The following is a 23,228-nucleotide window of genomic DNA, read 5'->3' as shown; positions in this document are numbered from 1 at the left end:
TGCCTGCTCTCACGAACATGATCAAGGTTGAGACGAAACTCCTCCTGCGAGACTCTGCCACCGTCATCTTCGGCGTGCTGTTCCCGACGGGACTCCTGCTCGGGCTGGGTGCCATCCCGGCACTCAGAGAGTCGTCGCCGGAAACCGGCGGGCTCCGGTCCATCGACCTCTGGGCGCCGACCGCACTGGTGTTCGGGATGGTGATGATCGCCGTACAGCACGTCCCGGTGGTGATAGCGACGTATCGTGAGCGCGGCATCCTGCGCAGGCTGTCGACCACTCCTGCGCATCCGCGGAGCGTCCTGCTCGTGCAGATGATCGTCGCGTTCGCCTCCGTGGTCGTCTCCGCAGCACTCATGATCTTCGCCGCTTGGGCGGTGCTGGATATCGCGCCGCCCACGCGGCCCATGGAGTTCGTCGTCGCCTTCGTCGTCGGCTATGCGGCACTCCTCGGGCTCGGCATGATCTCCGCGGCAGTGGTCCGCACGAGCAGTGCCGCGAACCAGACCGGCACCCTCCTGTTCGTTGCGCTGATGTTCTTCGGCGGGGCCTTCCTGCCCCGTGTCCTCATGCCCGACTTGCTGCGCGAGGTCGGCGAATTCATACCGCCCGGGCTGCAGGCTCTGACGGCAGCGTGGTCCGCCGAAGCGGGCGAGATTACCGCCACCGCCGGTGGGCAGCCCTTCTGGCTGCAGATTGCCATAATGGCGGGCATCGCAGTGATTGCGAGCGCGACCGCCGCGAAGCTCTTCCGCTGGGAGTAGGTGACGATGACGCGAGTCGCCGGGGCCGGTGAGCGTCCGAGCTCCAGTACGCACGGATCCGACATCGCGGAAGAAGCAGAGATCGCGAATCGCTCCCGGTTGGCCTGGAAAGAGGAGCAGCTGCGGGTCTGGGATCTTCTGCAGCTGTTCACACCGTGGCTGCTGCTGACGATCTCGACGGCGATCTACTTTTCGTGGGTGCTTCCGGCCTCCGGTGAACGCTTCTGGCCCGAAGGCACATCCGTCCTCGGACTGGTCACGGTCTCGGTGCTGTGGGTGCTGTTCGGGCACACACTGCCCATCAAAAGGAGGACGCTCCGGCCCGTGCCGACGGGCATCTACTTCGTCGGACTGCTGGCACTGTGCGTCACCCTCATGACGTACTCCGACATCTTCCTCGTCTTCACCATCGCGGGCTTCTTCCACGCGTACTTGCTCAAGCCATGGCCGGTGGGGCTGCTCGGAGTCCTGGCCACCTCCGTGGCCCTCAACGGCTCGCCGATGCGAGTGTGGGCGAACCCGACCCCAAATATGCTCGCGGAGTTCACCCTGATCGTCGCCGTGCAGACCGCGGCGATCGGGGTGGGCATCCTGCTGACGGCGCGCAGCGAACCAGAGGAACGCAAGCGGGAGGAACTCGTCGAGCGGCTCGAGGCAGCGTTGCACGAGAACGCCGGGCTCCATGCGCAACTGGTCGCCCAGGCCCGGGAATCCGGGGCCCAGGACGAACGGCAGCGACTGGCCCGAGAAATCCACGACACTCTGGCCCAGGGTCTCGCCGGCATCATCACACAGCTCCAGGTAGCGGAGCGTTCCGCGAGTGTGCGGGGCGAGACCGAAGAGCACGTCGCGCGTGCACTTCGGCTCGCGCGCAGCAGCCTGACCGAGGCCAGACGGTCCGTGCAGGCACTCGCTCCCCAAGAACTCGGGCGCGCGCACCTCCCCGACGCGCTGCGCACGCTGACCGAGCGATGGTCGGAGGACCAGGGGATCAGCGCGCGGGTGGAGGTCACCGGCACCCGAGAGCCGCTGAGCCCGGCGATCGAGGTGTCGCTCTTCCGGGTCGCGCAGGAATCGCTGACCAACGTGGCGAAGCACGCGAAGGCCTCGCGCGTCGGTGTCACGCTGTCGTACACGGGCACCGAGGTGCTGTTGGACGTGCGGGATGATGGACGCGGGTTCGCGAAAGGGATCGGCACCGGCTTCGGCCTGACGAGCATGCGCCAGCGCATCAGAGGGGTCGGCGGTCACATAGAGGTGCAGAGCGCAACGGGTGAAGGGACGTCCGTCAGTGCGCGCGTTCCAGCGTTCGCCCCCGGGGGCACGACAGCAAAGGGGGAGACCGACCGATGATTCGACTAGTAATTGTCGATGACCATCCGATCGTGAGGGGCGGTCTTCGCGACACGTTCGCAGACGCCGAGGACATCCTTGTGGTCGGTGAGGCCGGGGACGGCGCCGAGGGCATCGAACGTGCGGAGCTGCTGGCGGCGGATGTCGTGCTCATGGACCTTCGGATGCCCGGGATGGACGGCGTCGCCGCGACCGCGACCCTGCGCGAGCGGGCCCCGAGTACCCGAGTGCTGATCCTGACCACCTTCGACAGCGAGAGCGACGTCCTGCCGGCGATCGAGGCGGGCGCGATCGGATATCTCTTGAAGGATGCGCTACCCGACGAACTGATGCGAGCCGTCCGTGCAGCCGCACGTGGAGAGTCGGTGCTCGCGCCGTCGGTGACGCAGCACCTCATGGAGCAGGTTCGAAGGCCCAGCGCCGGCACACTGACCGATCGAGAGAAGGAGGTACTGCAACTGGTCGCGAACGGGAACTCGAATCGAGAGGCCGCTACAGCGTTGTTCATCGGCGAAGCGAGCATCAAGACCCATCTGCAACACATCTACGACAAACTCGGCGCTCGTGATCGAGCCTCGGCGGTGGCCGAGGGCTACCGCCGTCGCCTGCTCACGTGACGCCCTGCTGGCCCCATCCGGAAGACCTCGACGCCTGGAGGTCACCGGCCAGCTGATCCAAACGCGTAGCCGCCGGGCCGGACCGGGTAGCGGGAAAGGTTGTACGGGGCGGTGTCGATGCAGTACCGCTTGGCGGGTCTGTTCGGATCGCCGCCGGCCTGGAGCGTCTCGATCTGGTCGGCTCGACCCGGCCCGCCCTCAATGATCTTGATAGCGAAGACGTGGTTGACCATTGGGCTGCCGCCTGCCGGGACGACCGCGGTTACCAGTGCGGTGTCGCCCACCACGCTGACGCACGTCACCTCGGCCTGTCCTTCGCTCGCCACGCTCCCGTCGGGCCTCGCGTGCCGGAAGCGGAACACACCGTGGCCTGTCCCGTGGCGGTCGACCCAACCCAGGACGCCGAACCGGATCTGATGATCGACCAACCCGGGCTCGTTGTAGACGAAGCCGCCGATGCCGGCGATCCACGCACCCGGCGTGGCGGGCACCTCGGGTGGGTCCTGGTCGTCGGCCTGAGCCGCCACCGGGGCACCGACGGCCGTCACGACCCCGGCGAGCATGGCGACAAGCAACCTGCGGATTTTCATGGCTTCTCCAATCTTCGAACAATGGCTGCGCGCCGGCGATAGTCGGCGGCCACGGCTATGACGAGCGGGCCCCACGCGAGAATTGGGGCGTAGTAGCGGAACACCTCCCAACCGGGAGTCGGGTGTACCGGTTCGTCGTCGCCGATGCCTACCCAAACGCTCTGCACGAGGTGGAACCTCTGGTTCAGGAGGAAGTACACGCAGATGGCGACGAGCAACCAGCCACCGATCAGTGCGACGCGCACGACCGGACGCGCCGGAATGGGACGGCCCCCGATGCGGGGCACCCATTGCGGAACTCGCTGTCCCCACCGGTGCACCAGCCCGAGTGTCAACAGGGCCAGCCCCATCGACAGGGCGGACAGGAAGATCATGTACCACCGTGTGACGGCATCGTCGGTGAACACCAACGACAGTCGCCAGGCCGCGGACGGCAGGACGCAGAGCGGGACGGCGTAGGCGGCCCAGATCGCCCAGGGCGGCGGAGCGGCGGTCGAGACGCGGGCAGCGTCAGTGGGGTTCATGGACGCTCCGATCCTGAGAGGCGGTCATGGGGGCATCGGTCGAGGTGGCGAGGGCGTAGCCGGTGGTGGTGACGGCCAACGACACTCCCCAGCCGAGGAACACCAGCAGCGTGGCGGTGACGGCCCAGCCGTCCCACACGTCGGACCAGCGCGTGTCACCTGTGAGCAGTCGGCCGACGAGTACCGCGATGCTCAGCACGCCGTAGGTGACCAGCGTGAGCGCCACCACCCCGGCCGGGATCACCGCCAGCCGTCGGGGGACCTGTCGGCCGTGTAGTCCCGGCACCCAGCGCGGAAACTGCTGCCCCCACCGCTGTACCAGCCCGAGAACGAGTAGGCCGGCGAGCGGCGGGACGAGCGTGATCGCCACCCCCGTCGGCGTGGAGAGGTTCCGCTCGATGTCGTTCAGTTCCCGCTCGGAGATGCCGACCGGAACGCCGAGCACCCACAGCGCGTGGGGCACGGCCCAGCCGACCACGGGCAGCGCGACGGCGACGTACGCCCAGCGGCGCGTCCACCGCGGCACCGGCCGGTAGCCGACGGCGGCCGGTCCGCGCCGGGGCCCGGATGCGTTCGCGAGCCCGGCGAACAGGACGCCACCGGCCAGCAGCACGAGCCGGGTTCCGAGGTCACGCCAGTCCGAGGGTCGCCCCGCCAGTGCCGCCGGGATCTCGAAGACCAGGTGCAGCGGGAACGCGACCACCAGGAGCAGCGCGGCCGCAGCCCAGCTGCCGGCGGTCGCCCGGCTGCCGGGAAACCGGACCGTGCACCAGAGCACCACCGCGAGGGCGATGCCGACTCCCACCGCGCCCCACCCCGACCAGAACGGCAACGCCACGACCTGGTCCGCGCCGCACCCGCCCGCCGGATCGACCAGATCGGTGCGATCGCAGGCGGTGTACCCCCACCGGCCACCCGCGATCCAGTAGAGCCGCTGAGCCACCGCAGCGCCGACGAACATGGCACACGCCAGCAGCCACGGTCTGGTACGGGTCGGTACTTCAACGACAGCCATGGACCAACGATCGCTGGCTGCGGATCAGCTCTCCTCCCCGACAGATGGGGAAGCGCTCCCTCTGCCGGGGGACCTGCCATCCGGGACACGGACGCGGTCTGATGGAAGCTGAGCCCGGGTGCGCGCTCTATCGCTCGCTCAACCGGGCTCGGGTGCGGGCGGTGCCTGGTCGCCCGTCCGCACCCGACCGGTGCCGCTTACCGGGGCGGTGCCGGGGTCGCCCGGTCCAGCGCGGGCGGGCGGACCGGCGACGCCTTCTCCAGGTAGCGCCAGAGCGCGTCACCGCCGTTGTACAGGCTGCGGTCCTGCTTGCGCGCGTCGAACAGCGCGGTGAAGCCGGGGGTGGCGTTCTTGGCGAAGAAATTGTTCGCCAGGGTCGCGATCCGGTACGTCGACGTGAGCCGCAGCGGCTTCCCACCGATCCGTACGCTGCCGGGGTCGACCCGGTCGCCGACCGGCCTGGACGGGTCGTAGCGGTACCGGACGTTGTCCGACACCGCCATCTGCCGGTACGTCACCGTGCCGTCGGCGGCCTGCTGCCACTGACTCTCCAGCAGTTGGTCGAGCTGCGCGCCGGTGACGTCGCCCCGGACCAAACCCACCCCGATGCCGCTGTCGTAGACGGTGCCCAGCGCAAGCTCGGAGAAGAGCACCCGACCCGGGGCGTCCGCCGGGTTGGCCGGGTCGGCGGCGTACCGGACGTCGCGGCGCAGGATGCCGGGCATCGCTACCGCCAGGTCGGCCTTGCCGTCCCGGTTCGCTGCCCAGAGGAACGCGTCGGCGGTGACGTTGTACATGCTCGACTCGGCGCTGTCGCCCGGTGCCCGGGTCAGGTCGGCGGTCACCCGGGCGACCGGCAGGTTCGACCGCTTCGCCAGCTCGGCTCGCCAGTAGGTGGCGATCCGCAGGGTCTCCGGGTCCGGGGTCACGTCCTGGGTGTTGGCGTGGTTGACCGAGGTGGTCCGGTCCCGCAGCACCTCGCCGGTACGCGGGTCGAGCTGAAGGTTGATCTCGTTGAACAGCCGGCCGTGGTTGGCCGCCTCCACCAGGGGACGCGGGTTGCCGGCCGGGTCGGGGAGCATGCAGTTCACCAGCGCGTGCCAGTGCCCGGTGACGATCGCGTCGACGTCCGGGCTGATCCGGGCGTTGGCGTCGACCATCGGGCCGGACGGGTTGACACACTCGTCGTACCCGGCGCCGGACTGCTGGGAGAAGCCCTCGTGGATGACCGCCACGATGGCCCGGACGCCCTGCCGGCGCAGCACAGCCGCGTACTTGTTGACCGTGTCCGCCTCGTCGAGGAAGTCGATCCCCTTCGGGGTGTAGGACATCTGCTCCTCGGACATCAGCTTGGTGGTGGCGTGCACGAAGCCGACCGGCAGCCGACCGCCGTGCCCGTCGCTGACGTACTCGACGTGGTACGGCGGCAGCTTCGGCTTGCCGCTGCGGTCGTCCACCAGGCTGCCGGAGTAGTAGTCGTAGTCCGCGCCGTGGAACCGCCGACCGGTGGAGTCGGTGAAGCAGATGTCGTTGTCGGGCCGCCACCGGCAGGTGCCGTCGTCCATGTGCCGGAGGAACTCGTAGCCCCGATCCATCTCGTGGTTGCCGACCGTGGAGAAGTCCAGCCCGATCGAGTTCAGGTACTCGATGGTCGGCTCGTTCCAGAACCACCCGGTCTCGTTCGGCCAACCGCTGAAGTCGTCCCCGGCCGAGAAGAGGATCGAGTTCCGCTGGCCGGCCTGGCGCTGCTTGAGGTGCGTCGTCAGGTAGGCGCCACCACCGACCTGACGGGCCGGCTCGCCGGCTCGGGCGCCGGGCACGGTCGTGGTGTAGTCGCCGAAGTAGCCGTGCAGGTCGGTGATGGACAACAGTTGCACCGGGACCGGCGTCCCCGGACGGGCGCCGGCCGGCGAGGCCGAGGCGGCCGTCGTGGCTGTCCCACCGGCCAGCAGTAGGCCGGCGGCCACCGCGGCGACCAGGGTGGACCGGCCACGCCGGAGCAATCGAGCGCTGTCGCGCATGTGTCGGGCTCCCATGGATGGTGAGGGTTGACTCGCCCGGACAGCCTCCGCCTAGTTGATCAACATTGCGTGAACGGCGACGGTCGCCTCAAGGAATGCTCAAATTCGATCGACGTGAACCACTGGAGCTGCGAACGCACATACGCTCACCGGACCGGTCCGCCGGCAATCACCCGTCGTAGGCAGAAGGAGGGGGAATGCGGCGATCACAACAGCGCATCGCGCTGCTCGCGCTGTCCACCCTGGTGGGCAGCATCCTCGTGACGACCGGCCCTGCGGGCGCGGATCCCACGGGGCCGCCAGCCGCCGCCAGCCGATCCCAGCCTGAGGATCGTGAGTCGGTACGCCTCGTACACCTCAGGCTGACCGGTGCCGACATGCTGGACAAGGTGGCCGCAGCCGGCTTCGACCTCGAACACGGCCTCCGGCGCGTGCCGAACGGCATCGAGGGCGAAGCGGTGGTGACCGCCGAGCAGGTCACCGAACTCACGGCGATGGGCGTCGAGGTGCTCGGCGACGACGCGGGCTTCACCTGGAGCGACGAGGCCGACGGCGGCCTTGACGTCGGCGCGGCCAGTGCGCGGGCAGCCCAGCCGGCGAACCACGACGCGACGGTACGCGTCGTTCGCGCCGACTGGTTCACCACCAAGGGTCAGGGCTTCCTCTACGTCGAGGCGCGGACCACCGAGGGGCAGCAGGCGGACCCGATCGTCGGGATGCAGCTGGAGAACGACTCGGGGAAGGGCACGCCGTTCGGCTTCGCCCGGACGATGAGCCGGTTCGTCGACTCCGGGCAGTACATGTTCCACCGGAACCTGTTCAAGCTCGACGTACGCCCCAACAAGATCAAGCTGACGAGTTCCACCGGTGGTGTCGGGACCGGCGTCGTCTCCAACTGGCTGGAGGACGCCCCGCCGCCGCTGACGGCGAACCCGTCCTACAAGTCGGACTTCGTGGACGGCTACCGGCACCCGCAGCAGCTCTACAGCCGCGCCAAGGAGATCGCCCGTCAGTACCCGGACATCGCCGAGATCGTCTACCTGCCGAACCAGACGAACGGGTACCAACGCAACGCGCAGGCCCAGATCGGCGGTACGGGGCAGGCGGCGGTTGTCGTCACCTCGGCGGCGTGGGGTCATCAGGGCGGCAACGACGTCACTGTGGACTTCGTGGACCGGCCCGACCCGGATCTCCCGCTGGCGGTCGAGGTCACCGGCAAGGCGGTCCGTGTCCTGCTCGCCACGGACGCCTCGGGTGCGCCGACGAGCACGGCCGCCGAGGTGGCCGAGGCGCTGCGGACCCGCTCTGCGGGCCTCATCGACCGGGCGCACCCGTACCGCACCAACGAGGGCACCGGAGTCGTCGCTCCGACGGCCGGCCCGGTCGCGCTGACCGACTTCCTCGACCAGAAGCGCGTCGGAGCACCGGAGGGCGAGGTGCCGCGAGGCCCCGCGACGATCCCGGTCCTGCGGATCGGCAAGCACCGTGACGGTAAGAAGCCCGGTGTCCTCATCCAGGCGCAGGACCACGCCCGCGAGTGGGTGCCGGCGACGACCAGCCTGGAGTCGGCCGAACGTCTGGTGCACAACTACCGGTCCGACCGTGAGACGAAGAAGATCGTCGAGAACACCGACGTCTTCTTCATCCTGTCGAACAACCCCGACGGGGCGAACTACAGCTTCTACAACTTCGCCTCGCAGCGGAAGAACATGACCAACCACTGCCCGGACGCGAGCGCCGACCCGGCGCAGCGGAACTCCTGGGGCGTCGACCTGAACCGGAACTACCGGGTCGGGTCGGGCCACGACGGCTACGCGGGAGGGTCGACCAACTGCGTCAGTGGCACCTACCAGGGCCCGGAGGAGCTGTCCGAGCCCGAGTCGAAGAACATCATCTGGCTGGTCGAGAAGTACAAGAACATCAAGTTCATGATGTCGGTGCACTCCAACGGCGGCCAGCTCTTCTGGCAGCCCGGCGCCTACATCGCGGACGGCCGGATCACCACGCCGCGTCCGCCGCTGGGTGACGAGGCGTTCTACTGGCAGTCCGCCGCCCGGATCCTGTCCCAGGTCAAGGCGCACCGGGAAACCGTCGTCACGCCGGAGAACGTCGGTGGCTCGTCCGACGTCCTCTACTCCTCGGCGGGCAACGTACGCGAGGACCTGTACCACACCTACGGGATCTACGCGTTCGGCTGGGAGGTCGGCGGCTCGGTCTACAACCCGGCCACCGGCGACTGGCAGGGCGGTTCGTTCCAGCCGGAGTGGGACGGGAACCCCGAGCTTGTCAGTGGCCACGCCGAGACGATGGAGTACGCCAACGGGATCATGGAGATGTTCCGGGTCGCGGCCGACTGGGGCAGGGACAAGAAGGACCCGACGTCCCAGCTTGTCCCGGGCGCGGGGCGCTACTCCGGGCCTGTCGACGTGCGCTTCGAGACCAGTGAGCCGGCCACCATCTACTACACGACCGACGGCAGCCGGCCCACGCTCGAATCACCCCGCTACGCGGCGACCGAGTTCCGTGAGCCGGGGCAGGTGTTCCATGTGACCGAGACGACGACGTTCAACTGGTTCTCGGTCGACAGCGCCGGCAACATCGAGAAGAACTACGACCCGACGAAGAACGACAAGCGCAACAACTACCGCACCGCGACGATCAGGATCGCCAAGAGGTAGCGCGCCGCGACAATCGTTGCCCCGTCGGTGCGGACCACCCGCGCCGACGGGGCAACCTCCGCACGAACAGGTCGCGCCGGTCAGCCTCGTCGGCCGGCCCACAACGGGCTGTCCACGTAGTGGTTGTCGTAGCGGTCCTGGGTTTCGCCGACGTCCTGCCAGGTGGCTTCGCCCTGGTGCACCTTGTCGAGCAGTCGGTAGTAGTCGAACCGGGGCTTGCCGGGGGTGATCACGACGAGGAAGTCGGCGTCCTGGCCGTCGGCGGGCGCGAAGGCGTGCGGGGTGTTCGGCGGGACGAAGAGCGCATCTCCCCTGTGCAGGGTGTGTACCTCGTCGTCGACGAGCATCTCGAGGGTGCCGTCGAGCACGAAGAACAGCTCACCGGAGCGGGTGTGCAGGTGTGGCGGCGCACCGTCGGTGCCGTGCTTGAGCAGGGTGCGGTTGCTGGTCAGGGCGCCACCGGTGTGCTCGGGGTCGAGGAGCAGCGTGATCACGCTGGCCGGATCGCTGTCGAGAACCTCGGCCTGGGCTGCGCGTACCAAAGTCATTGTGGGCTCCTTCGTCGTGCAACTGATTCCTAGACACTAGATGTCCAGAATCAGTAGACGCCAGTGGTCATGGTCGACGTCCCAAATCCTGGACATGTAGAGTCCAGGAACATGCGGATGAGTCAGGGCGTCGAATGGGCCCTCCACACGTGCCTCAACCTGAGCTGGCTGGACGCCCCGGTGCCGACCAGCACCCTCGCCGCCTTCTACGAGCTGCCACCGGCGTACCTGAACAAGCAGCTCCAGGCCCTGGCCCGGGCCGGGATCCTCACGTCGACCTCGGGGCCGCGCGGCGGCTTCCAACTGGCCCGGACCCCGGCGGCGATCTCTCTGCTGGACATCGTGGCCGCGATCGAGGGCCCGGAGGAGCTGTTCCAGTGCGACCAGATTCTCCGCAAGGGCCCGGGCGAACACGCGAGCGTCGACTATCGACAGTCTTGCGCGTTCGCCCAGGCCATGCGCGGCGCCGATCTGGCCTGGCGGCGGGAGCTGGCCGGCAAGACCGTGGCTGACGTCCGGGCCGACGTCGAACGCGGGCACCCCGAAGCCCCAGCCAACACCCGCGCCAGGATCGTGGAACTGCGCTAGGGCGTGTTCCGGCTGGCCGTCAGCGGCCGTGGACCTCCAACTCCCACAACGAGTAGCCGTACGCGGGCAGGGCCCGCTGGGTGCCCTGGACGCGCAGGTAGCGGCCTGTGGCCGAGACGGCGATGTCGTCCACTCCGCCGTCGCCCGTGGTCGTGGTGTGCACCGGCGACCAGGCGACGTTGTCCGGGGAGACCTGGATCTGGTACGCCCGCGCGTACGCCGCCTCCCAGGTCAGCCGGACCCGGTCGAGGGTGCGGGACGCGCCGAGGTCCACCGAGATCCACTGAGGGTCGGTGTACGCGCTGCCCCAGCGGGTGGTCGTGTTGCCGTCGACGGCGTTGGTCGCCGCGTGCGCGCTGCCCGGCTCCACGCTGGACGCGGTGACCGGCTTGCCCAGGGAGAGCAGGGTGCCACCGGCGGCGGTGCCGTAGACGTTGAGGTCCCACAGCGAGTAACCCCACTGGGTGGCGCGTTGGGTGCCGTAGACCCGCAGGTAACGGCCGGTGCCGGTCACCGTGAGGTCGTCGACGCCGCCGTCTCCGGTGGTCGTGGTGTGCACCGGTGACCAGGTGACGTTGTCCGGCGACACCTGGACCTGGTACGCCCGCGCGTGGGCCGTCTCCCACGCCAGCCGCACCCGGTTGATCGCGTACGCGGCCCCCAGGTCGACGGTGATCCACTGAGGGTCGGCGTACGCGCTGCCCCAGCGGGTGGTTCCGTTGCCGTCCACGGCGTTGGCCGCCGCGTGCGCGCTGCCCGGCTCGACGCTGGACGCCGTCACCGGCCGACCCTGGGCCAGGTCGGTGGCGGGCGGCTCACTCGGGCCGTCGGTCTTGATCCGCACGTTGCGGTAGTTGATGTCCATCCCGGCGCCGTCGTTCTGCAACCCGATGTAGCCGTTGGCGATGGACCGGCTGCTGACGTAATCGTTGATCTTGACGCCGTTGAGCCAGATCTCGACCCGCTGGCCGTGCACGCCGATCTCGTAGGTGTTCCAGGAGCCGGGTGGGTTGAGCGCCGCCGCGCGGGTGGCCTGGTTGGGTGCCTGGAAGCTGTAGACGCTGCCGGTGGTGCGCGTCGGGTCGCCGTCGGTGGCGTCGATCTGGATCTCGTGACCGGCGGCGACCGGGCCCCACGGGTCGCCCTGCGGATCGGGGAACCCGATGAAGACCCCACCGTTGTCGTCGCCCGGCATCATCCAGTCGACCTTGAGCGAGTAGTTGGCGAAGGTGCGCACCGGGTACCAGAGCAGTCCCATGCCACCGCTCGACGTGAGTGTGCCGTCGGCCAGGGTGAACCCGCCCGGCCCCGCCTGCCGCCACTGCCCGAGGCTGGCCTGGGTGCCGTCGAACAGCGGGGTGTAGCCGGGCTCCGGCCGGCAGTCGGCCGCCACCGCCCCGGCCGCCACCTGGATGCCGCCCAGCAGCATGCGGGTGAAGTTCGGGTCGGCGTAGCTCTGCTCGGTGTGGCCGAGGCCGGTGTACCAGGAGCGTCCGCCGCCGTAGCTGTGGCACCAGGTGATGGGGTGGTCACCACCCATTGACCCGCCGGTGTACGACGACTCGTCGAGGCTGGCCAGCACCTTGACCGCCGAGCGGGGGTTGGTCCGGTAGTTGTACCACTCGTCGGTGCGGGTCCAGGTCGACGGCAGGTGCGCGGTCGAGGCGTTGGCCCGGTCCTCGATCCGCACGGTCGCCTGCTGGGTGGCCGGGTGCGAGGCGAAGTACCCACCGACCAGCCCGCCGTACCACTGCCAGTCGTACTCGGTGTCGGCGGCGGCGTGCACTCCGACGAAGCCGCCGCCGGCGGCCACGTACGCCTCGAAGGCGCCCTGCTGGCCGGCGTTGAGCACGTCGCCGGTGGTGCTGAGGAAGACCACCGCCTGGTACTGGGCGAGGTTGGCAGTGGTGAAGGTCGCCGCGTCCTCGGTGGCGGTGACGGTGAAGCCGTTCGCCGCGCCGAGCTGCTGGATGGCGGCGATGCCGTTCGGGATGGAGGAGTGCCGGAAGCCGGCGGTCTTGGAGAAGACCAGGACCTTGCCCAACGGTGCGGCCTCGGCCGGGGTCGAGGCCACCGTCGCCGCACCAGCGGCGAGGGTGAGTCCGGTGACGACTGCGGCGGCGAGCGTGCTGATGGCGCGTCTACGCATGAAGGGCTCCTTGTGGGAGGGGGACGGACGGGTACGGCAGGTTCCGGCCGGCGGGCCCGCCGGCTCCGGCGTCAGAGGGTGATCAGGTCGAACTTCTCCCAGGGGCCGATCGCGTCCCGGTTCGCGATCAGCGCCTCGGCTCCGGCGTTCTCCGCGACCACGTACCTGTTGTTCACCGTCGCCCGCAGGCTGACCGAGCCGTCGGGGTTGCGGACCAGGGCGAAGGTCTCCCACGATCCGGCGGACGCCCGGTTGGCGATCAGCGGGTTGGCACCGGCGTTCTCGGCGCAGACGATCTGGTTGTTGACCCGGGCCCGCAGGGCGATGGTGCCGCCGCCGAGGTCGATCTGCTCGAACTGCTCCGAGCTGCCGACGCTGGCGGCGGACGCGACGAGGTTGCCCGCGCCGGCACTGGTGGCGCTGACGTAGCGGCCGTTCGCCTGGGCCCGCAGCGCGACCGCCCCGGTCGTCGGCGTGCTGCCGGTGAGGATCCGCAACGCGTCGACCATGCCCACGGAGGTGGTCTTGTTGACGATGCGGATCGTGTGGGAGCCGTTGGCCAGCCCGGTCTTGCGGAACACGACCTGCTGGGCCTGGCGGGCGCCGGCGACGTTCAGGTTGACGTTGGTCTGGAACACGTTGTCCAGGTAGACGTCGACGTTGCCCATGTCGCTGAACCGCTCGGACAGGTACTCCACCCCGGTGCCGGTGAAGGTGTAGCTGGCCGCCGAGCCGACAGTGGTGCTGTGGTGGGTGTCGTCGTTGTAGTCGCCGTACCCCCGGGCGGTGGTGTGGTGCCAGTTGGCGTCGTAGGTCAGCATCGTGTCGTTGACCAGCCCGCCACCGCCGGCGCCGCCGAGGCCCAGGGTCGAGGCGGTGCCGGACAGGATCTTCTCGCCCTGGTTGGCGGTGCCGGTCAACGTGGTGGTCGCGTACGTCGACAGCGGCTTGGCGGTGCGCTCCACCACGTACACCGTGTTCGCCGCGGTGGCGAAGCTGATCTCGGCGGCCGAGGTGGTGGTCAGCACGGCGTTGTCCGAGGTACGACGGACCCGGACCTCCTGGCCGCCCCACGGGTTCACCACCCGGGCCGTCTTGCCGTACTGGCTGCGCAGCCCCACGTACTTGGTCTCGCCGGCCTCGCGCTCCGAGCTGACCAGGAATCCGTCCTTGGCGAGCAGGGTGAACTTCCCGACGAAGCTGGAGTCGGTCGGCGCGGCCGGGAACACCCGGATCTTGTCGTTGTACGACTGGAGCAACGACTCGTTCATCGCGGTCAGGTGGACGCCGAGGTACTCGAAGACGCCGTTGGTGTTGTTGGTCATCCCGTTCGGGTAGTTCTGGTACTTCTGCAGCATCGTCCGCATGCCCTGGAACGCCTGGTCGCCGAGGCCGAGCCGGGCGGCGTGGACGTGGTCGTTGGACCAGACGTTGCCGTACGGGTGGGGCCGCACGTTCCAGGTGGTGATCGCGGTCTGCTGGTCGGGGTAGCCGATGCCGGTCTGGTCGTAGGGCCAGGCCAACTCCAGCGCCACGTTCTCGTTGTTGCGGGTCTGCGCGATCGGTGGGTCGTGCGGCAGGTACGCCCCGTTCTGCACCTGGTAGGGGGCCAGGTTGTTGACGATGGTCTGCCAGTTGGCCCGCAACCCGGCGTCGAGGCCGAGTTGCTGGCTCACCTGGATGGTGAGCGGGAAGAGCAGCCGCACCGCCGCCAGGTCGGTGATGGCGTTGCGGACGTCCCAGTACGTCTCGTGGGCGTTCGAGTTCGCCATGTACCACCGGCCGGTGGCGCTGTCGTAGTCGAGCATGTCCTCGTAGAACTTCACCGCCTCCCGCATGTACGGGTAGGCGGTGGTGCGCAGGTACGACTCGTCGTTGCTGTACCGGTACTGGAGGTACATGTTGTAGGCGGCCTCGGTGCCGGTCGAGTAGGTGTCGTTGACGTAGTCGCTGTTGATCGTGCCCCGGGCGTTGCCGTCCCAGCCCATCGTCTCGGGCACCCAGAGCCCGTCACTGCCGTACCGGGTGGTGGTGTACGTCTTCAGCGCGGAGAGGTTGCGGCTGTAGAGCCGGTTGAACCCGGCCATCAGGTCGACGTGGTTGCTGGCCAGGAAGGAGTTGTAGACGTCCCGTTGGTTCCAGTACCAGTACCCGTTGCTCCACTTCGAGGTGTCCTGGGTCGCCCGGAAGACCCCGTTGATGAAGTGCAGCGGGTAGTTGCCGTAGCCGCCCGCCGCGATCATGTAGGTCGCCAGGTAGTAGACGTTCTCCAGGTAGTCGGCGTCGCCGCCGGCGTTGGAGTACTGGACGAACGACTTGGCCCAGAAGTCGTGCCACCAGTTGCGGTAGTTGTTCAACGTGGTGGCGTAGCCGGTGCTCTTGGCTGCCGCCAACTGGTTCTTCGCCTGGGTCACCGAGTTCAGGCCCGGTGAGTTGATCCGGCTGGCCGCGGTGAACCACACGGTGTAGCTCGACGTGGGGGTGATCGTCAGCCGGACCCGGGTGCCGTTGACCACCTGGGAGGAGTACGACGCCCCCTCGACCGTGGCCGCCAGGGTGTACCCGAAGTTGTTCGCGTCGGTCTGCCCACGGCTCAACCCGACGCCACTGGCGTCGGCGAAGGTCGAGACGGTACGCCAGGTGTTGAGGTCGGGGACGTCCGCGATGTTCTGGACGGTGTTCATGTCCCACAGGCTCAGGTCGAGCCCGACGCTGCTCACCCCGGGTCGGGTGTCCTCGACGTGGATGCCCATCACCTCGGAGTTGGGCGCGCCCAGCACGGTGACGGTGCGATTGTTGTCGTACTTCGTGGTCAGCGTCCCGTCGTACAACGAGAGGCGTTGCTGGAAGGTGGTGTAGCCGGTGTCGAGTTGCGGGTTGCTGTACAGGTTGACCAGCCCGGCGGCGTAGGTCGACTGCTGTGCCAGGTCGACACCGGAGACCTGGGCGGTCAGGCCGTTGTTGTTCCACACCATGGCACCGGTGCGGCCGTTGCCGACGGTGAGCCCGTGCAGGGGATTGCTGTTCGGACGGTTGTAGACGATGTCGTGCTTCGACAGGTAGGCCGCCCGGTTGACGTTCAACGTCCCGGTGCTGCTCCCGAACGCGGCGTCCGTGGGCGCCGCGGTCGCTGGCCCAGCCGGCCCGACGGCGACGACACCACCCGCGAGCAGAACAGCGAGCGCGATTCGTAGCGGCGGCGTCAACTTCATCGACACGATCTCCTCTGGATCGTCGCGGATGCAGGTCTCGCACCCCGGGAAGTGCCCCGGTGTGCCCACGTCCGCCGAAACGAGGGCGATGTCGAGACGACGCGGAACGGTGCCACCGCGCCGGGTTGACGGCAACCGGATGAACATCGATCCACATCGTTGATGTGCAGTTAACATCGGGCGTCTGTGAGGGTCAATCCCTCAGGATTGTCGAGATCACCCTCAGGAGCGGTGAGCCGCCACGTTGATGACGTTGCCGTCCGGGGCGCGGACGAAGAACCTGCGCACGCCCCACGGCTCGGTGGTCAGCGGATGCACGATCTCGTAGCCGAGCCGCTGTGCCTCGGCATAGGCGCCGTCCACGTCATCCACCTGCGCGCTGATGACCGAGTCCTCGGGTGCTGTCGCGTCGCCGGAGACGAGCTGCACGGCCACGTCGGGGTCGGCCGAGGTGTAACGGGCCACCCAACCCAGGTTGAACGCCTCGGTGCTCAAACCGAGAAAGTCGGTGTAGAAGCCCTTCGCGGCGCTGACGTCAGCCACCGGAAGGTTGGGCAGAATACGGATGACACGCATGTGGACCTCCAGCTCAGGCGATAGATACCCCCTGATTATTGCGACCGTCAGGCCCTGACCCGCTCGGCAACCCGTACCGCGACCTCCCTGAGCTGCTCGGCGGAGAGCGGGGGCTCCGGCTGCGCGGCGACGGCCTGCTCGTCGACCCCCACCATGTTGCTGACGCTCGCGCTGAGCGCCCGGTTGCCGGGCAGTTGGATCGAGACGATGTGCTGCACGCTCGCGGTCCGCTTCCCGGTCAGCGTCTCGGTCTTCATCCGGAGGCCACCGGGGGTCGTCCCCACCACACAGACACGGTGGTAGCGGGTGTCTCCCGCACCCTCCGGCAGCTCGCACGGCCAGTGGAATCCGGTGGGCCCTTCGGGCGCCGAGGGGTCGACGGGCCGGCCGCTCGGTGCCGGATCGAGAACGTCGGGAGAGATCGAGACCCCCAGCGGACCCTTCCGTCCCCGGTACGACACGCCAGATCCGCCGCCGACCATGTCGTCCCGGCCGTTGTGGGTGAACACCGGCGGCCGCCCGTCCGGCTGGCGGGCCTCGCCCACGTGGTCGGGGATCCAGAACCACGTCGACCCGGACGCCACCGCACGCAGCGCGGCATCGAACTCCACGCCGAGGCGCTCCGCGCTGGCCTTCGCGTTCTCGTCGGTGTCGAAGACCAGGCGGAACCCGGTGTCGGCGGCCGTGGGAGAGGGCGCGGCCAGCGGCCGGCCGGGCTCCCGATCGTGTACGGCGACACCGACGCCGACCGCCAACGCCAGGACAGCGGCCAGCGGGCCGCCGACCAGCCGGGCGCGGCTCGCGCGCCGCTCACGTCGGACGATTCCCGCCACGTCCACCTGGGGTGGCGGTGGCGTCCCGATCAACTCGTCGAACAACTGGTGACCCATCTGCTGCCTCTTTCTCAGGACTGACCGGTGACGACGGCGCGCAGGTTCGCCAGCCCGCGCGCCGACTGACTCTTGACGGTGCCGGTGGAGATGCCGAGGATCTGCGCGGTCTCCTCCACTGAACAGTCCAGGTAGTAGCGGAGCACGAGCACCGCCCGCTGCTTAGGGCCGAGGGAACGCAGCAACGCGGCGAGTCCTTCGCGGTCGGTGACCGTCTCCGGGGCCGCCACGGCCACGTCCGGCAGCGCCTCGCTCACCTGTTCGCGCCGCTTCCAGGGCCGGCGCCGCTCATCGAGCCAGGAGCGGGTCAGGACCCGCTGGGCGTACGCGTCACGGTTGTCCGCCCGACCCGCCGTGCGCCAGTTCCGGTAGAGCTTCGCCACGGTCACCGACACGACGTCGTCGGCGGTGTGCCAGTCCTGGCAGAGCAGGAACGCGCTGCGCCGCCAGCGATCCATCCGGACCGCGACGAAGTCGTGGAAGTCGGTCTCGTCGGCCCGCCTCACCGGGGTCTGTCCTCTCCGGCGACCAGCACGGGTCTGTTCTCTGCGCTGACTGTCACGGCCGTACGACGCGGCCCTCCCGTCCGCAGGTTGCACGCTGCTCGGCTCTCATTGCCGCCGAGGATCTGGAGGTGGTCAGTCGGTGCGGACGCTGGACAGGATCTGCATCGCCTCGCGTTCCCGGTCGGCGAGTTCGCTGAGGATCACCGAGGCGCGGGTGAGTTGGTCCGGGTCACCGGTCTGGCCAGCTGCCGCGATGTGGTGGGCGACCTGGGTCCACAGCGGGGCGATCTCGGCGTACATCTGGTGACCGAGGCGGAGAGCGGCGTCGTCGACGATGGAGGCGCTTTCGGCGAGGAAGTCGCGGTACATGGCGCGGAACAGGGCGCCGCCGGTCCCGCCGTGTTCCATCAGCGCCGCGGCCAGCGGGAGGTCACGCGACGGGTCGCTGGAGCGGTCGAGCCATCGGGTCACCTGCCGGGCCGCCTTGGCGATGCCCCGGTGGCCCAGGTTGGCGATGGGCGGGTTGAGGAAGGCGTCGGCGTTGCTGCGGATGCTGGCCCGGATGGCGGTGCTCAGATCCGGCGGGCCGGTCGGGCTGGCGACGGTGTAGGAGAGGTGGCGGGCGGTCATCGGCCCGCGTTCGTTGCGGGCCCGAGCCAGGCTCGTCAGCGTGGTCGTCACGGCGCCGCCCTGCTGGGCCGTGTCGATCAGATATGCATGGGTTTCGTCGTAGCCGTACATCGCGACGAAGTGACCTCCGAAGTGGACCTTCGTGGTGAAGTAGTCCAGGTGGTACGAGTCCAGTTGCAGGCCGACCGGGCGTCCGACGGCGAGGGAGGCGGCGACGTTCTGCCACGCCTTGGCAGGTGAGGTGGTTTCCTGGATCTGCAACGTCAGGCTTAGCCGGTCGGCGACGGTCCGGGTGATCGTGGTGGGCTTGGTGCGGCCGCCGAGGAACGGAAAGGCCATGCTCCTGGCGTCCCAGTAGACGAAACCCAGCCCTTCGCCGAGGCCGAACAGCATGGGCTCGGACAGGTCCAGGCCCCCGTGGCGCAGCAGGGCGCCGAGCGTGGTGGTCTCACAGTGCTGACCGGCGGGGATCGCCACCTTCTCGATGATCATCCGGCTTCCTGATCTGGTGTTCGGGCGGGTCGGCCAGGCGGTCTGCCGACTAAGCTGCCGGGCCTAGGACGGTAGCGGCGATGCCAGCGGGGGCGACGATGAGCACCGACGATCGGATCGTACGGGCCCGAGAGATCTACGAACGGGCGGTGTTCGGCGGTGACACCAGCGGGCTGACCGACGCCGAGCAGGGTCTGCGCGCCGTCGAGGCCGATGCGGCGTTGGCGCGGGGGATGATCCTGCACGCCCGGTTTCAGAGCGCGCCCGCCGGCGCCGGCTCGTCGCCTACCGAGGATCCCGCCGAGCTGCCACTGTTCGAGCGTGCGCTCGAGCTGTACCGGGCACTGGGGGACCCGCGTGGCGAGGCCGAGGCGTTGTTCTGGATCGGTTGTCTGCACCAGTTCATCCGACGTGACGACGAAATCGCGGTTCCGTACCTGGAGCGGTCCTGCCGGCTGGCGGCGCAGACCGGCGACAAGCCGACCCGGGCCGAGGCGCTCCGGCACCTGGGCATCGCGGCGCACGCCGCTGGCCGGCTGGACGAGGCGCGTGAGCGGCTGGAGGAGTCGACCCGGCTGCGCCGGGAGGTCGGAGCGCTGCCGGGCGTGGCCTCCAACATGATCGGGCTGGCCTACATCGCCGCCGCGCAGGACCGCCGCGCGGACGCGCTCGCCATCCTCGACGAGGCGCACGCCATCGCACGCGCGCACGGCGCGCACGCCATCGCCCGGCACATCGAGCAGGCGAGAACGCAGATCTGAGCCTGCGGCCATGGGCGGGCGAGCGGCGTTCAGGGTTCGGCCGGCGGCGCTGGAGCAGTCAGCTCAGCGCGGCGGCCTTGCCGAGCAGCACCGAGCGTTCGCGCTGATTGGCGCAGAGCCGGGCGGCCAGCTCCAACTCGACGCGCGCCTCCGGAAGCCGGCCGAGGCGGGTCAGCAGCTCGCCGCGTACCGTCGGGACGAGGTGCGAGCCGGGGAGCCGGTTCGCGGCGATCAGCTCGTCCACGATGGCCAGGGCCGGCGCCGGACCCGAGGCCATGGCGACGGCGACGGCCCGGTTGAGTTCGACCACCGGCGAGGGCGCGACCCGGCCGAGCGCCTCGTAGAGCCGGACGATCCGGGCCCAGTCGGTCTCCTCGACCGAGGGTGCCGACGCGTGCGTGGCCGCGATCGCGGCCTGTAGACCGTAGGGGCCGAGGCCGCGCTGCGATGCCCTGGCCAGCGCGGCCAGCCCACGGCGGATCGCCGGTAAGTCCCACAACCGGCGGTCCTGTTCCTCAAGAAGGATCGGGGTGCCGTCCGGGTCGGTCCGGGCCGGAAAGCGCGCGGCCGTCAGCTCGCACAGGGCGAGCAGGCCGTGCACCTCCGGCTCGTCCGGCTGTAGCGCGGCAAGTGTGCGGGCCAGCCGGATCGCCTCGTACGCCACGTCGGGGCGCAGCAGCCGGTCGCCCGAGGTGGCCGTCGACCCCTCTGTGAAGATCACGTAGAGGACGCTGAGCACACCGCCGAGTCGCTCCCGGCGCTCGCCGACCGGCGGCAGCTCGAACGGCACCCCGGCCGCCGCGATCGCCTTCTTGCCCCGGGTGATGCGGGCCTGCACGGTCGGCACGGGCACCAGGAACGCGCGGGCGATCTCCTCGCTGGACAGGCCGCCGACCACCCGCAGGGTCAGCGCCACCCGCGCCTCGGGGGAGAGCACCGGGTGGCAGCTGACGAACATCAGCGCCAGCACATCGTCGTCGATCCGATCGGGGTCGATCTCCTGATCGAGCGCGGGATCGGCCGCCAACAGGGCGTATCGCTCCTGGAGGGCGACCCGGCGGCGGATCGCGTCGATCGCCCGCCGCCGGGCCGTAGCCATCAGCCACCCGGCCGGATTGGCCGGAGAGGCACGCGGCCAGGACACGAGGGCCTCGGCCACCGCCTCCTGGGCGGCGTCCTCGGCCAGCCCGAAATCACCGGTGAACCGGGTCAGCGCGGCGACGATCCGCGCCGACTCGATCCGCCAGACGGCCTCGACGTCGGCCGTACCCATCAGACGTGGCCGTTGCTCTCGCCGCCCTGCGGGACCTCGTCGGCCTCGGCCACCCGCCGGACCTCGATCTTGGACCCGCGGACCGCCGGGACCCGCTTGGCCCACTCGACCGCCTCCTGTTTCGTGGCGACATCGAGCAGGAAGTAGCCGCCGAACAACTCCCTGGTCTCGCCGTACGGACCGTCGGTGACCACCGGTGCCTCGCCGCCGAAGTCGACCACGACGCCCTGGCGCGGATCGTCCAGCCCTTCGGCCGCGACGAGAACGTCCGCCTTCATCATGTCCTCGATGAACTGGCGGGTCGTGGCCATCATCTCGTCGAGGTTGGCCGTCATGGCCGCGTTCGTCTCATCGGTGCCCCGCATGATCAACAGGTACTTCGACATCGCTTTCTCCTCATCCGACGGGGCCGTCTCCCGGCCCCAGCATCCCCACGTCGAACGGGCAACCCACGGATCGACACGGTCCTGAAAGTTTGTCCCCGCTCCGCGATCTTGCACTTGCTGTCTCGACATAAGGGGCATCCCACGCATGTCGCCAACTGAAACTGCAAGATCGACGCGGCGGGGAAGTGGCGCCGACCTTGATTCAATAGGCATTCGTCAATAGATTGAGGGTGGGCGCCGCCGGGGTCCGGGCGACCGGGCCGTCGGCGGCTGACAGGTCCATCCCCGAGCCGGGCATTTCGGTCGTACGCACGACCGGTCGCTGTGGCGCACCGCCGCGCCGCATCCAGGGCACGTTGTCGCGCCGCGTCCGTTCAGGACGCGCCGCCGTGCCGCCTCCGCTCAGCTCGATGGCAGAAGGACCCTTCATGACGATTTTCCGTGCCCGCCGCGCCGCGACCCTGGTGGTCGTCGCCGCGCTGGCCGCCGCCGCGACCACAACCGGAGCGGCCCTGCTCAGCGGCCCGGCCGCAGCCGCCCAGGGCTGCCGGGTCGACTACACGCCCAACCAGTGGCCCGGCGGATTCACCGCCACCGTCAAGGTCTCCCCGGGGGACGCGGCCGTCTCCAGTTGGACCGTCACCTGGACGTACGCCGGGGACGAGCGGGTCACCAGCGGCTGGAACGCCACGGTCAGCCAGTCCGGATCGACGGTGACCGCCCGCAACGCGTCGTACAACGGCAGTATCCCGGCCGGCGGCTCCACCGAGTTCGGGTTGCAGGGCACGTACGGCTCCAGTGGTGGCGCGCCGACCGGGTTCAGCCTGAACGGCGTACCGTGCAACGGCGCCACGCCGCCTCCGACCACGCCGCCTCCGACCACCCCGCCACCGACCACCCCACCGCCAACGACGCCTCCGCCGACCACCCCGCCGCCCACCACCGAGCCGCCGACCGGGTGTGCCGGCGCGGTGCTCTGCGACGGCTTCGAGGGCCAGACCGGGTCGACGCCGTCCGGTGACTGGGCCGTGGTGAGCCCGGACTGTTCCGGCGCCGGTACCGCCACCATCGACACGGCGACCACGCACAGCGGCAGCCGGTCGGTTCGGATCAACGGCGCCGCCGGGTACTGCAACCACGTCTTCATCAGATCCACGAAGAACCTCGGCAGCGTGGGCAACGTCCGGTACGGCCGGATCTGGGTCCGGCACACCACCGCCCAGCCCACCGAACACACCACGATGATGGCGATGGCCGACGCCGCCGACGGCAGCAAGGACCTGCGGTTGGGCGGCCAGAACGGCGCCCTGCAGTGGAACCGCGCCTCCGATGACGCGACCCTGCCCGAGCAGAGCCCGGCCGGGGTGGCGCAGAGCGTGCCGCTACCCACCAACCGGTGGACCTGCGTGGAGTTCATGGTGGACGGTGCGGCCGGTCAGCTGCGTACCTGGTTGGACGGCACCGCCATCCCCGGGCTGACCGCGGACGGCGCGCCGACGCACGACATCGACGGCCAGTGGTACAACCGCACCTGGCGGCCGCAGCTCACCGACCTGAAGTTGGGCTGGGAGAGCTACGGCGGCGGAGCCGACACCCTCTGGTACGACGACGTCGCGCTGGGGTCCAGCCGGATCGGCTGCTGACCCGTCGGGGTC

At 69.4% G+C, this 23,228-nt stretch carries 20 protein-coding genes; 7 read left to right on the top strand and 13 right to left on the bottom strand.

Annotated elements, in window-relative coordinates; all coding sequences use genetic code 11:
* Window positions 1–17: 17 nt before the first annotated feature.
* Genes ACQRWP_RS15115 through ACQRWP_RS15105 form a run of 3 tightly spaced genes read left to right on the top strand, consistent with a single transcriptional unit; the run spans window position 18 to window position 2,734 of the window.
* Window positions 18–764 carry an ABC transporter permease gene (locus tag ACQRWP_RS15115; protein ID WP_430502865.1) on the top strand — a complete coding sequence of 249 codons (747 nt, stop codon included), beginning with the start codon at window positions 18–20 and terminating at the stop codon, window positions 762–764.
* A gap of 6 nt (window positions 765–770) precedes the next feature.
* The gene (locus ACQRWP_RS15110) at window positions 771–2,117 is read left to right on the top strand and encodes a sensor histidine kinase (protein ID WP_430502864.1); all 1,347 of its coding nucleotides are present in this window, start codon (window positions 771–773) and stop codon (window positions 2,115–2,117) included.
* A complete protein-coding gene (locus ACQRWP_RS15105; RefSeq protein WP_430502863.1) occupies window positions 2,114–2,734 on the top strand; it encodes a response regulator in 621 nt (206 codons plus the stop codon). Before ACQRWP_RS15110 ends, ACQRWP_RS15105 begins: the two co-directional genes overlap by 4 nt.
* 41 nt (window positions 2,735–2,775) lie before the next feature.
* Here the strand turns inward: ACQRWP_RS15105 and ACQRWP_RS15100 are convergent, their stop codons facing one another.
* From ACQRWP_RS15100 to ACQRWP_RS15085, 4 genes are all read right to left on the bottom strand, one after another.
* Window positions 2,776–3,324 (bottom strand): hypothetical protein, encoded by a 549-nt coding sequence (locus tag ACQRWP_RS15100; RefSeq protein ID WP_430502862.1) that lies wholly within the window; start codon window positions 3,322–3,324, stop codon window positions 2,776–2,778.
* Window positions 3,321–3,848 (bottom strand): hypothetical protein, encoded by a 528-nt coding sequence (locus ACQRWP_RS15095; RefSeq protein ID WP_430502861.1) that lies wholly within the window; start codon window positions 3,846–3,848, stop codon window positions 3,321–3,323. The genes ACQRWP_RS15100 and ACQRWP_RS15095 overlap by 4 nt, the downstream gene beginning before the upstream one ends.
* Window positions 3,835–4,863, bottom strand: a complete 1,029-nt coding sequence (locus tag ACQRWP_RS15090; RefSeq protein ID WP_430502860.1) for a hypothetical protein — start codon at window positions 4,861–4,863, stop codon at window positions 3,835–3,837. The genes ACQRWP_RS15095 and ACQRWP_RS15090 overlap by 14 nt, the downstream gene beginning before the upstream one ends.
* A gap of 197 nt (window positions 4,864–5,060) precedes the next feature.
* Window positions 5,061–6,884 (bottom strand): bifunctional metallophosphatase/5'-nucleotidase, encoded by a 1,824-nt coding sequence (locus tag ACQRWP_RS15085; protein ID WP_430502859.1) that lies wholly within the window; start codon window positions 6,882–6,884, stop codon window positions 5,061–5,063.
* Window positions 6,885–7,081: 197 nt separating this feature from the next.
* On the opposite strand from ACQRWP_RS15085, the gene ACQRWP_RS15080 reads away from it, so the two are divergent.
* On the top strand, window positions 7,082–9,562 hold the full coding sequence (locus ACQRWP_RS15080) for a M14 family zinc carboxypeptidase (RefSeq protein ID WP_430502858.1): 2,481 nt from the start codon (window positions 7,082–7,084) through the stop codon (window positions 9,560–9,562).
* 80 nt (window positions 9,563–9,642) lie between these two features.
* On the opposite strand, the gene ACQRWP_RS15075 is transcribed toward ACQRWP_RS15080, so the two are convergent.
* Window positions 9,643–10,110 carry a cupin domain-containing protein gene (locus ACQRWP_RS15075; protein WP_430502857.1) on the bottom strand — a complete coding sequence of 156 codons (468 nt, stop codon included), beginning with the start codon at window positions 10,108–10,110 and terminating at the stop codon, window positions 9,643–9,645.
* A 111-nt stretch (window positions 10,111–10,221) separates the two neighbouring features.
* Between ACQRWP_RS15075 and ACQRWP_RS15070 the strand changes: the two genes are divergently transcribed.
* Window positions 10,222–10,698, top strand: coding sequence for an RrF2 family transcriptional regulator (locus ACQRWP_RS15070; protein WP_430502856.1), 477 nt, complete (start codon window positions 10,222–10,224; stop codon window positions 10,696–10,698).
* 19 nt (window positions 10,699–10,717) lie between these two features.
* Here ACQRWP_RS15070 and ACQRWP_RS15065 read toward each other — a convergent pair whose 3' ends face one another.
* From ACQRWP_RS15065 to ACQRWP_RS15040, 6 genes are all read right to left on the bottom strand, one after another.
* Window positions 10,718–12,847, bottom strand: a complete 2,130-nt coding sequence (locus tag ACQRWP_RS15065; protein ID WP_430502855.1) for a ThuA domain-containing protein — start codon at window positions 12,845–12,847, stop codon at window positions 10,718–10,720.
* Between the two features lie 71 nt (window positions 12,848–12,918).
* A complete protein-coding gene (locus tag ACQRWP_RS15060) occupies window positions 12,919–16,059 on the bottom strand; it encodes a glycosyl hydrolase family 95 catalytic domain-containing protein (protein WP_430502854.1) in 3,141 nt (1,046 codons plus the stop codon).
* 222 nt (window positions 16,060–16,281) lie between these two features.
* Window positions 16,282–16,635: a VOC family protein gene (locus tag ACQRWP_RS15055; RefSeq protein WP_430502853.1), complete on the bottom strand. Its 354-nt coding sequence runs from the start codon at window positions 16,633–16,635 to the stop codon at window positions 16,282–16,284.
* 47 nt (window positions 16,636–16,682) lie between these two features.
* A complete protein-coding gene (locus ACQRWP_RS15050) occupies window positions 16,683–17,525 on the bottom strand; it encodes a hypothetical protein (protein WP_430502852.1) in 843 nt (280 codons plus the stop codon).
* Between the two features lie 14 nt (window positions 17,526–17,539).
* On the bottom strand, window positions 17,540–18,031 hold the full coding sequence (locus tag ACQRWP_RS15045; protein ID WP_430502851.1) for a sigma-70 family RNA polymerase sigma factor: 492 nt from the start codon (window positions 18,029–18,031) through the stop codon (window positions 17,540–17,542).
* 132 nt (window positions 18,032–18,163) lie between these two features.
* Entirely contained in the window at window positions 18,164–19,153 is a 990-nt protein-coding gene (locus ACQRWP_RS15040; protein ID WP_430502850.1) for a BtrH N-terminal domain-containing protein, read from the bottom strand.
* 98 nt (window positions 19,154–19,251) lie between these two features.
* Here ACQRWP_RS15040 and ACQRWP_RS15035 point away from each other — a divergent pair, with 98 nt between their 5' ends.
* The gene (locus ACQRWP_RS15035; protein WP_430502849.1) at window positions 19,252–19,914 is read left to right on the top strand and encodes a tetratricopeptide repeat protein; all 663 of its coding nucleotides are present in this window, start codon (window positions 19,252–19,254) and stop codon (window positions 19,912–19,914) included.
* Between the two features lie 58 nt (window positions 19,915–19,972).
* Here ACQRWP_RS15035 and ACQRWP_RS15030 read toward each other — a convergent pair whose 3' ends face one another.
* Entirely contained in the window at window positions 19,973–21,187 is a 1,215-nt protein-coding gene (locus tag ACQRWP_RS15030) for an RNA polymerase sigma factor (protein WP_430502848.1), read from the bottom strand.
* Entirely contained in the window at window positions 21,187–21,573 is a 387-nt protein-coding gene (locus ACQRWP_RS15025; protein ID WP_430502847.1) for a YciI family protein, read from the bottom strand. The genes ACQRWP_RS15030 and ACQRWP_RS15025 overlap by 1 nt, the downstream gene beginning before the upstream one ends.
* Before the next feature lie 428 nt (window positions 21,574–22,001).
* Between ACQRWP_RS15025 and ACQRWP_RS15020 the strand changes: the two genes are divergently transcribed.
* Window positions 22,002–23,216: a cellulose-binding domain-containing protein gene (locus tag ACQRWP_RS15020; protein ID WP_430502846.1), complete on the top strand. Its 1,215-nt coding sequence runs from the start codon at window positions 22,002–22,004 to the stop codon at window positions 23,214–23,216.
* Window positions 23,217–23,228: the final 12 nt, after the last annotated feature.

The sequence above is a fragment of the Micromonospora trifolii genome, from assembly GCF_050516465.1.
GTDB classification, from domain to species: Bacteria; Actinomycetota; Actinomycetes; order Mycobacteriales; family Micromonosporaceae; genus Micromonospora; species Micromonospora trifolii.
This window is presented reverse-complemented; position numbering and strand designations above follow the sequence as displayed.

Excerpts from the sequence above, each read along its gene's own strand:
- ACQRWP_RS15115 (WP_430502865.1), top strand. The coding sequence starts at position 18 with ATGATCAAGGTTGAGACGAAACTCCTCCTGCGAGACTCTGCCACCGTC.
- ACQRWP_RS15110 (WP_430502864.1), top strand. The coding sequence starts at position 771 with ATGACGCGAGTCGCCGGGGCCGGTGAGCGTCCGAGCTCCAGTACGCAC.
- ACQRWP_RS15105 (WP_430502863.1), top strand. The coding sequence starts at position 2,114 with ATGATTCGACTAGTAATTGTCGATGACCATCCGATCGTGAGGGGCGGT.
- ACQRWP_RS15100 (WP_430502862.1), bottom strand. The coding sequence starts at position 3,324 with ATGAAAATCCGCAGGTTGCTTGTCGCCATGCTCGCCGGGGTCGTGACG.
- ACQRWP_RS15095 (WP_430502861.1), bottom strand. The coding sequence starts at position 3,848 with ATGAACCCCACTGACGCTGCCCGCGTCTCGACCGCCGCTCCGCCGCCC.
- ACQRWP_RS15090 (WP_430502860.1), bottom strand. The coding sequence starts at position 4,863 with ATGGCTGTCGTTGAAGTACCGACCCGTACCAGACCGTGGCTGCTGGCG.
- ACQRWP_RS15085 (WP_430502859.1), bottom strand. The coding sequence starts at position 6,884 with ATGCGCGACAGCGCTCGATTGCTCCGGCGTGGCCGGTCCACCCTGGTC.
- ACQRWP_RS15080 (WP_430502858.1), top strand. The coding sequence starts at position 7,082 with ATGCGGCGATCACAACAGCGCATCGCGCTGCTCGCGCTGTCCACCCTG.
- ACQRWP_RS15075 (WP_430502857.1), bottom strand. The coding sequence starts at position 10,110 with ATGACTTTGGTACGCGCAGCCCAGGCCGAGGTTCTCGACAGCGATCCG.
- ACQRWP_RS15070 (WP_430502856.1), top strand. The coding sequence starts at position 10,222 with ATGCGGATGAGTCAGGGCGTCGAATGGGCCCTCCACACGTGCCTCAAC.
- ACQRWP_RS15065 (WP_430502855.1), bottom strand. The coding sequence starts at position 12,847 with ATGCGTAGACGCGCCATCAGCACGCTCGCCGCCGCAGTCGTCACCGGA.
- ACQRWP_RS15060 (WP_430502854.1), bottom strand. The coding sequence starts at position 16,059 with ATGAAGTTGACGCCGCCGCTACGAATCGCGCTCGCTGTTCTGCTCGCG.
- ACQRWP_RS15055 (WP_430502853.1), bottom strand. The coding sequence starts at position 16,635 with ATGCGTGTCATCCGTATTCTGCCCAACCTTCCGGTGGCTGACGTCAGC.
- ACQRWP_RS15050 (WP_430502852.1), bottom strand. The coding sequence starts at position 17,525 with ATGGGTCACCAGTTGTTCGACGAGTTGATCGGGACGCCACCGCCACCC.
- ACQRWP_RS15040 (WP_430502850.1), bottom strand. The coding sequence starts at position 19,153 with ATGATCATCGAGAAGGTGGCGATCCCCGCCGGTCAGCACTGTGAGACC.
- ACQRWP_RS15035 (WP_430502849.1), top strand. The coding sequence starts at position 19,252 with ATGAGCACCGACGATCGGATCGTACGGGCCCGAGAGATCTACGAACGG.
- ACQRWP_RS15030 (WP_430502848.1), bottom strand. The coding sequence starts at position 21,187 with ATGGGTACGGCCGACGTCGAGGCCGTCTGGCGGATCGAGTCGGCGCGG.
- ACQRWP_RS15025 (WP_430502847.1), bottom strand. The coding sequence starts at position 21,573 with ATGTCGAAGTACCTGTTGATCATGCGGGGCACCGATGAGACGAACGCG.
- ACQRWP_RS15020 (WP_430502846.1), top strand. The coding sequence starts at position 22,002 with ATGACGATTTTCCGTGCCCGCCGCGCCGCGACCCTGGTGGTCGTCGCC.